General features: G+C 66.8%; 9 protein-coding genes. 8 read left to right on the top strand and 1 reads right to left on the bottom strand.

The features are described 5' to 3' along the window. The first annotated feature begins 219 nt into the window (after positions 1 to 219). The 4 genes from ACYVKA_RS13665 (at position 220) to ACYVKA_RS13650 (ending at position 2,319) form a co-directional block, all read left to right on the top strand. Positions 220 to 444 carry a hypothetical protein gene (locus ACYVKA_RS13665; protein WP_460706235.1) on the top strand — a complete coding sequence of 75 codons (225 nt, stop codon included), beginning with the start codon at positions 220 to 222 and terminating at the stop codon, positions 442 to 444. Beyond that, positions 441 to 1,016, top strand: coding sequence for a GIY-YIG nuclease family protein (locus ACYVKA_RS13660; RefSeq protein ID WP_460706233.1), 576 nt, complete (start codon positions 441 to 443; stop codon positions 1,014 to 1,016). Before ACYVKA_RS13665 ends, ACYVKA_RS13660 begins: the two co-directional genes overlap by 4 nt. Positions 1,017 to 1,109: 93 nt before the next feature. Beyond that, complete coding sequence (locus ACYVKA_RS13655; protein ID WP_460706232.1) at positions 1,110 to 1,847, top strand: hypothetical protein; 738 nt, start codon at positions 1,110 to 1,112, stop codon at positions 1,845 to 1,847. Further along, the gene (locus tag ACYVKA_RS13650; protein ID WP_460706230.1) at positions 1,834 to 2,319 is read left to right on the top strand and encodes a type II toxin-antitoxin system VapC family toxin; all 486 of its coding nucleotides are present in this window, start codon (positions 1,834 to 1,836) and stop codon (positions 2,317 to 2,319) included. The genes ACYVKA_RS13655 and ACYVKA_RS13650 overlap by 14 nt, the downstream gene beginning before the upstream one ends. On the opposite strand, the gene ACYVKA_RS13645 is transcribed toward ACYVKA_RS13650, so the two are convergent. Then, positions 2,316 to 2,933 (bottom strand): hypothetical protein, encoded by a 618-nt coding sequence (locus ACYVKA_RS13645; protein WP_460706228.1) that lies wholly within the window; start codon positions 2,931 to 2,933, stop codon positions 2,316 to 2,318. The two genes, ACYVKA_RS13650 and ACYVKA_RS13645, sit on opposite strands and share 4 nt — an antisense overlap. Positions 2,934 to 3,169: 236 nt before the next feature. On the opposite strand from ACYVKA_RS13645, the gene ACYVKA_RS13640 reads away from it, so the two are divergent. From ACYVKA_RS13640 to ACYVKA_RS13625, 4 genes are all read left to right on the top strand, one after another. Further along, positions 3,170 to 3,760 carry a hypothetical protein gene (locus ACYVKA_RS13640; RefSeq protein WP_460706226.1) on the top strand — a complete coding sequence of 197 codons (591 nt, stop codon included), beginning with the start codon at positions 3,170 to 3,172 and terminating at the stop codon, positions 3,758 to 3,760. A 27-nt stretch (positions 3,761 to 3,787) separates the two neighbouring features. After that, entirely contained in the window at positions 3,788 to 4,669 is an 882-nt protein-coding gene (locus ACYVKA_RS13635) for a formate/nitrite transporter family protein (protein ID WP_460706224.1), read from the top strand. Between the two features lie 61 nt (positions 4,670 to 4,730). Beyond that, the gene (locus tag ACYVKA_RS13630; protein ID WP_460706222.1) at positions 4,731 to 5,963 is read left to right on the top strand and encodes a DUF2254 domain-containing protein; all 1,233 of its coding nucleotides are present in this window, start codon (positions 4,731 to 4,733) and stop codon (positions 5,961 to 5,963) included. Next, positions 5,960 to 6,805, top strand: coding sequence for a mechanosensitive ion channel family protein (locus ACYVKA_RS13625; RefSeq protein ID WP_460706220.1), 846 nt, complete (start codon positions 5,960 to 5,962; stop codon positions 6,803 to 6,805). Before ACYVKA_RS13630 ends, ACYVKA_RS13625 begins: the two co-directional genes overlap by 4 nt. Positions 6,806 to 7,221: the final 416 nt, after the last annotated feature.

The following is a 7,221-nucleotide window of genomic DNA, read 5'->3' as shown; positions in this document are numbered from 1 at the left end:
CCGCCAACCGAGACGACCAGCAGACCTACCAGCCCGCCGCCTGACTCCCAATGGCCTCATCCACCTTGACAAATTCCGGACCGCTGGCGTCCGGAGTATGTGGCAGCCATGATCCGAGAGGGAATCCGGCGGCACCGGTGGGATCATCTCTTCACGGGAACCACCATAAAGCACCTTCCACAGGAGAAGCTCCGACTCCTCGAGATCCCAGAAGTCAGCTTGGAACAGCAGGACGTGCTGTTGAACAAGGTCGACGGCCTCGAGGCCCACGTCGCACAACTCCAACAGAGCGTCACCATGAATCAACAGCGTTCTGCCGTCCTGCGTCGGGCCGTTCTCGCCGCCGCCTTCTCCGGCCGTCTCACCGACTCATCGTCGGACACCGAGGTGATCGAGGAGACCGCCGCAGATCTGACGCCCCACGGGTCCGAGGAACTCCAGTGAACCTGGTGCCAATGGATGAGGCCTTCGCGGATGCCCTCGAAACACTGAGCCAACCCATCCCTGTCGTGCCGGGCGACCGCACGGCCGCGCCCACTGCGCCTGGTCTCTATGCACTGCACGCCACCGCCGCCGGGCTGGCAGCTCTCGGGCTCAGCCACCATCCGGTGGACCGGGCCATCTACGTCGGCAAGTCCCAGAGCAGCCTGCGGACCCGCACGCTCGGCACCCACTTCCGCACCGGACGTACCGGGCATTCCACGGTGCGGCGCAGCCTTGCCGCACTTCTGCAGGACAACCTCGACCTCACCGTGGTCCCGCGTCCCGGCAAGGGACATCCGACGAACTTCTCACTCGCGACGCCCGGTGACGAACGCCTCACGGAGTGGATGTTCGCCCACCTGCGCCTCGCCTGCTGGCCCTGTCCCGACGGGCTGCCCATCCCCGCCCTGGAGGCTGCCGTAACACGCCAATGGAGCCCACCGCTCAATCTCGACCACGTGACCGCCACCTGGCCGCTGCTGGTGGTCCGGTTGGCGGACTTGCGCCGACAGCTTCCGCCCACATCTCAGTAGAGCTGCTTCCCGAAGTGGCCACGGGTCCACTTGGCCATCGGAAAAAATGCCAGTGGCACGTGGCAGGATGATGAGCCAGAGGAGGGAGGGCACATGACTGATGTCAACCTGACGGTCGACCCTGAACAGCCAGCCGACGCGTCGCGCTTCTTCGCGGCCGGGCAGAACCTGCTGCACCTCCTCGACGAGCTGACAGATGTGGAATCTCGTGAACGAGACTGGACCATCGTCGAGCTACGCCAGGGCTCGGCAGTCGTCACGATGCGTTCGACAGCGCCAGAACGTGAGCAAGCCGCCCAACGGATGGTCGAAGGACTGGCCGAGATTCGAGCAGGTCACCCCAACCCCACCACGTGGACGCCGGGTGTTGTCACCGCAGCGCAGACATTCGTACGCGCGCTCGGGCCCAGTAGAGCCGTGCTGAAGGTGGCGGAGAACGTCATCCCGGTCGACTTCGTCCTGGGGACTCGTCTGGAAAGCATCACCCCGTGGGTCCGAGAGATGCCGGGCGCGCTGCGCGGCACCCTGACCGGTTTCAATGTCACCCGCGGTAACCGTGCTTCCCTGAAACTCGAATCGGGGCGCGTAGTGCGATGCAGTTTCTCCTCCAGCGACGCCCAACGCATGGCGGACGCACTGCTGAAGTTCGTCGAGATCGAGGGCAAGGTCCGTCAGGACGGCGATGGCGTGCCCTACTGGATCAACGCAGACACCTTGCGTGTGGTCGCGGCCGCCCCCCTGCCATGGGAGTCGCTCATCGGTCTTGACCCCACGGTCACAGACGGGCTCTCCCCCGCTCAGTACTTGGCAGGTATCCGTGGCGAAGACTGAACCCACGCGAGTCGCGCTCGACGCGTGCGCATGGCTGTCCATCATCAAGGGCGAACCCAGCGCCAAACTCGTCAAACCCCTGCTGCAACAGATCGACGCCGGTTCTGTCAGGCCCGTCGGATCCACCCTCCTGCTGACAGAGATCTACAAGCCCTCGCTGGACTCGGACGTCCAGCAGAAGCAGACGATGGTTCTCCAGATGCTGCAATCTCGCGAGTTCGATCTCATCGATGTGTCCGCACCCATCGCGCGTGAAGCGGCCCAGCTGAGACTCGCCCACGGTTTCAAGACAGCCGACGCGATCCACCTGGCCACTGCCAAGGTTGCTGGCGCCGACTGGTTTGTCACCATGGACGCCGAGCTGCACCGCAAGAAGCCCCAGCTGGTGGGCGTCTCAATCTTCCTCGTCGCAGACGACTCCCCGTTGTCAGCCTTCCCGTGGAATGGGCCAGTCCAGGAGCCCTTGCTCTAGCTAGGGCACTGGAGAGAATCCTTACGGGGGACCAACAGGACGCGCGGCGCCAACGGACCTCCGACGTTGCACACTTCTCGTCCCACAAGATCGCTAGCGGGGCGCATAACCACCTTGCGGGAATCCTCTTCCAGGATCGTCACCCAGCCGTCGCCGAGAGTGAGGACATATCCCACCGTTGGCCCGCTGACCCCTTTCCAAGTGAGAACCTCGGCAGGGGCCCAAGGACGCGCCAACTGCGCCTGCAGAACATGTCCATCCTCGCCCCAAGCGCTGATGACGGTGGCGGATGCACCAGTCAGCGCAAAGATCACGGCCAGAACACCCAGACCCCTCGCACGAGCGGGAGAACTTTCGGCAAACAGCAGACCGATGATTGCCGTCAGGAGGCTCGCGAACATCCATCCGCTGCGAAGGAGCTCACCGGGAAGGAGGAGCAGCGAGAGACCGTACAGTGCACCGGCCATCAGCAGGGAGGTGAAAGCCTTCTCAGGATGTGCGCTCCCACCACCGACGCCAGCCAAGTAGATGGCGGACCTAACCACCGCAACACTCACGATCACCGGCATCACTACCGGCATGAGGTTGATCAGCGCGCCTTCCAACAGAGCCACTGGCGGAGTCCACCTGAGAAGAGCCAAGGCCACCTCGGGCTGGTAGTGGGCAACCAACAAGCAGTCCATAGCCACCAAACACATGGCCAAGAGCAGCCCCTTGTTGAGGGACTTGACCCGGCGGTGGCGGCGGCAAGTGCGTCGACAGCTCCCTCGGCCAGGAGGTGCCGTGCACCAGCAACGGCGGGTGGTGGAGTTCGGAGACGAATTGCTACCTGTATCTGCCGCCGGGCTCCATGCCGATCGACGCAGCGAACAACTACATCTGGGTGTGTCAGGGCCAGGGCTCGATCGTCCAAAAGACCGTGATTGCGCCGCTGTCGGCCGCGGGCCCCGTGGCTCCGCCTCCGCCGCCGGATCCCCGGGACGTGGCCCAGCTCGCGATCAAGAGCATGGCGCTGCATGCGATCAAGATCGGCATGGCCCCGCCCCCCGGCCAGGGCAACGTTGGAGTCATCGGTCTGCCCACGTGGATGTGGGTCGCTGATCCTGGCGCGTCGACGACAGGCCCCAACACGAAGACCGCGAGCATCCGCGGGTACTCGGTGACCGCGACCGCCCGGTTGACCGACATCACTTGGAACATGGGCGACGGCCAGACGGTCGTCTGCAACGGGCCGGGGACGCCCTACCAGGCCTCGAACGGCAAGTCGCCCTCGCCCGACTGCGGCCACACCTACAGCCGCTCCGGCAACTACACCGTGACCGCCGCCAGCCACTGGGACGTGGCGTGGAGTGGCCTCGGACAGCAGGGCAACATTCCGGTCACCCTCACCCAGACGACCCAGCTCACCGAGGTCGAGCTGCAGGCCATCGGACAGCGCTAACCCCCGTTACCTTCTAGACTCACGGGTGTGAACGAATCCGGCGTGGTGCACGACGACCTCGACGAGCACCGCCGCCGGGAGCACGGTTCATCCGACGCCGCAGCGGAGGACGCCCTCGTCGCCGAGGCCCGCGACACCGCGCTGACCGGAGCCGAGCGGCTCAACCGCACCTGGCGGGCCCTCGTCGTCACCGGCTTCTTCGGCGGGGTCGACGTGGGCCTCGGCATCATGGCGATGGTGCTCGTCAAGGACGCCACCGGTTCGACCGTGCTCGCCGGGCTCGCCTTCGGTGTCGGCCTGATCGCGCTCAAGATGGCGCACAGCGAGCTGTTCACCGAGGACTTCCTGCTGCCCATCAACGCGATCGTCGCCGGACAAGGCACGATCGTCCAACTGGTCCGGCTGTGGCTGGTCACCCTCCTTACCAACCTCGCCGGAGGCTGGCTGTTCACGTGGCTGCTCGTCGCTGCCTTTCCCCGGTATCACGATGTGTTCATCGAGACCGCCCAGGGCTACCTGGCAGAACGCCCGTGGCCCGAGGCGTTCGCCTTGGCCGTCCTCGCGGGATCGACGATCACGTTGGTGACGCGCATGCAGCAGGGCACCGACAACGATCTGGCAGGCATGGTCATGGCGCTCATCAGCGGCATGCTCGTCGTGGGGATGGGCCTGCTCCACGGTGCGCTCAACTCGATCGTGATCTTTGCAGCCTTCCACGCCGGCTGGGACGCGTCGTACGCCGACTGGCTGTTGTGGTTCGCCTGGGTGATTCCCGCCAACGCCCTGGGCGGGCTCGTCATCATCACGCTGCCGAGGCTCGTCCGCATCGGCGAACTGCTCCTGGCGATCCGTCGGGACGAACTCGCGCTTGAGCCGGAGGAAGACGAACACCCGGCAGAGGCCCGCTGACGCTGGGGCCCGGGCGATGGAACGAGCTTGTCACAGCGGTCAGCGCTGCAAGAATGGCCCCGTGGACGCCATCGGTCTGACCGCCAAGGAGCTCTCGCCGCCGCCACGCTCGTGGTGGATCCGGCTGTGGCAACCGTTCTGGGCGCTGCCGCTGGCCGTGGTGGTCGTGAGCTTCGCGGCCGCCCTCGCGCTGCCGGCCCTGGATAGGCAGCTGGGCGCGTCCCTGCCGTACGTGTTCGCCGGCGGGCCGGACGGCGCCCGGACGATGCTGAGTTCCATCGCGGGCGCCATGATCTCGGTCACAGGCCTCGTGTTCTCGATCACGATGGTCGTGCTGCAGCTGGCTTCGAGCCAGTTCACCCCCAGGGTCCTGGGCGCGTTCCTGCGGAACCGCGTCTCGCAGTTCACCCTCGGCGTGTTCACCGCGTCCTTCGTGTACAGCCTGACCGTGCTGCGTTCGGTTCGGGGCACAGATTCCGACGAGTTCGTGCCGCAGGTGTCGGTCACCGTCGCGTTCCTCCTCGTCGTGGCGAGCGTCGCCCTCTTCCTCGCTTTCATCCACCACATCACCACCTCGATCCAGGTCAGCCGGGTGATCTCCCGGGTCGGTGATGCCACGTCCAGGGTGATCGATCGGCTGTACCAGCCGGACGTCGCGACCGACGGTCCGCTGCCCGAGCTCGGCGTGCCCTCCGGTGTCGTGCGCTGCGGCCCCCGGCACGGCCGGGTCGCCACGGCCTCCTACATGCGTCTGATGGATCTCGCGACCGATCACGACGGAGTCATCGAGGTCCTGGTCCGGCACGGCGACCAGCGCACCGAGGGCCAGGCTCTCGCCCGGCTGTACGGACTCGACTCCGACATCGCCGACGATGTCGAGGACGTCATCTTCCTCGAGACCGAACGCACCATCGAGTTCGACCCCGGTTACGGCTTCCAGCAACTCGTCGACATCGCCATCCGCGCACTGTCGCCTGGTACCAACGACCCCACGACGGCCGTGGAGGGCCTCGACGAGATCCAGCGGCTGCTCCGTCCGCTCGTCCAGCGCCCGAACCCGCCGTCCGCCTTCCGTGACGAGGAGGGCATCATCCGGGTGGTGTGGCGACCGCAGCGGATCGAGGACCTAATCGAACTCGCCTTCACCGAGATCGTCCACTACGGCAAGGACGCACCTCAGGTGCGGGGCCGGCTCGTGGAGATCCTGACCGACCTGCTCGAGGTCGCCCGTCCGCCCTACCACGATGTGCTCGCCCGCCACCTCGCGGCCGTCGAGGCGGGACCGGTCCGATGACGGGGACCATCACCTGGGCGGGCGCCCTACTTGCCCTCCAGATCTTCGCCGTCGGCGCGGTGGCCGCCTACCTCATCCGGCTCGCCACCGAACGGCTCCTGCTGCGGCGCGGCCGCGGACCCAGCTCGGCCCGGGTGTTCAGCCGCGTCGCCCAGTGGGTCGTCCTGTTCGTCGCCTTCAGTGCGGCCCTGACCGTGGTGTTCCCCAGCGTCAAGCCGGTGGACATCCTGGGCGGAGTCACGATCGTGTCGATCGCCGCCGGCATCGCGTTCCAGACCGTGCTCGGGAACATGTTCGCCGGCCTCGTCCTGCTCGCCCGGGATCGGTTCCGCGTGGACGACCAGATCGCCGTTGGAGACGTCCGTGGTCAGGTCACGGCCATCGGGCTCACCTCGACCGTGGTCCGGACCTTCGATGGGCGGCTGGTGGTCGTCCCCAACACGGTTCTGCACAGCGAGATCGTCACGGTCCAGACGGGCTACGAGCAGGTGCGCACCAGCGTCGAGGTCGATCTGGACGAGACCACGGATCTGGAGCAGGCGCGGGTCGTGGCGGTGCGGGCGATGGATGCCCTGCCCAGCGTGCTGCCCGAACCTGCCCCCCAGGCACTCCTGACCCGCGTCGGGGCAGCCACCGTCACGCTGGAACTGAGGTTCTGGAGCGGGTCGCTGCAACTGGAGACACTGGAGGCCCGAAACGCGGTGATCTCGGCGGTGCTGCAGGCGTTCACCGAGGCTGGCGTCCGGACCGGTTCCGACGCCGTGGTCATCGAACCCGGCCCCGTCCTGCGGGAGGCGATCGCTCGACGCGACGAGAACCCTCGGACGGACTCCCCCTCCTGACCGGGCGCTCAGGGGCCTACCAGCTGCTGGCGCTCGTGCCGCCCCCTCCGCCTCCGCCCGAACTGCCCCCGCTGAACCCAGACGAGCCGCCGGACCCGCCGCCGGAAAAGAACGACCCGCCCGACCCCGACCCGGACGCGGTGAAGCTCGCCCGGCCCACCGTGCTGTCCAGGCGCCCGATGTCCCGCGCCACGTCCGAGGCGGTAATCCCGTCCCCCCAGAACGTGAGGTCGAGGGGCGGGATCCGGCCTGCGTCCGCGAGCTGCTGGCAGACCCGCGTCCAGCGCCGGGTCAGGCCGAAGAGGACGGCCCAGGGCAGGTAGCGGCGGAAGATGATGCTCCTATCTCGTGTCAAGCGGCTTTGAGCCATTCGCGGTAGTTGTGGGCCAGCGTGTCGTCACGGCGTTTGCCGAGTT

The organism is Luteococcus sediminum (genome assembly GCF_054783495.1).
The sequence above is the reverse complement of the archived record's forward strand: the minus strand, read 5'-3'. Positions and strand labels throughout refer to the sequence as shown.

Coding starts and splice junctions, on each gene's coding strand:
- ACYVKA_RS13625 (WP_460706220.1), top strand. CDS start 5,960: ATGACGGGGACCATCACCTGGGCGGGCGCCCTACTTGCCCTCCAGATC.
- ACYVKA_RS13640 (WP_460706226.1), top strand. CDS start 3,170: ATGCCGATCGACGCAGCGAACAACTACATCTGGGTGTGTCAGGGCCAG.
- ACYVKA_RS13655 (WP_460706232.1), top strand. CDS start 1,110: ATGACTGATGTCAACCTGACGGTCGACCCTGAACAGCCAGCCGACGCG.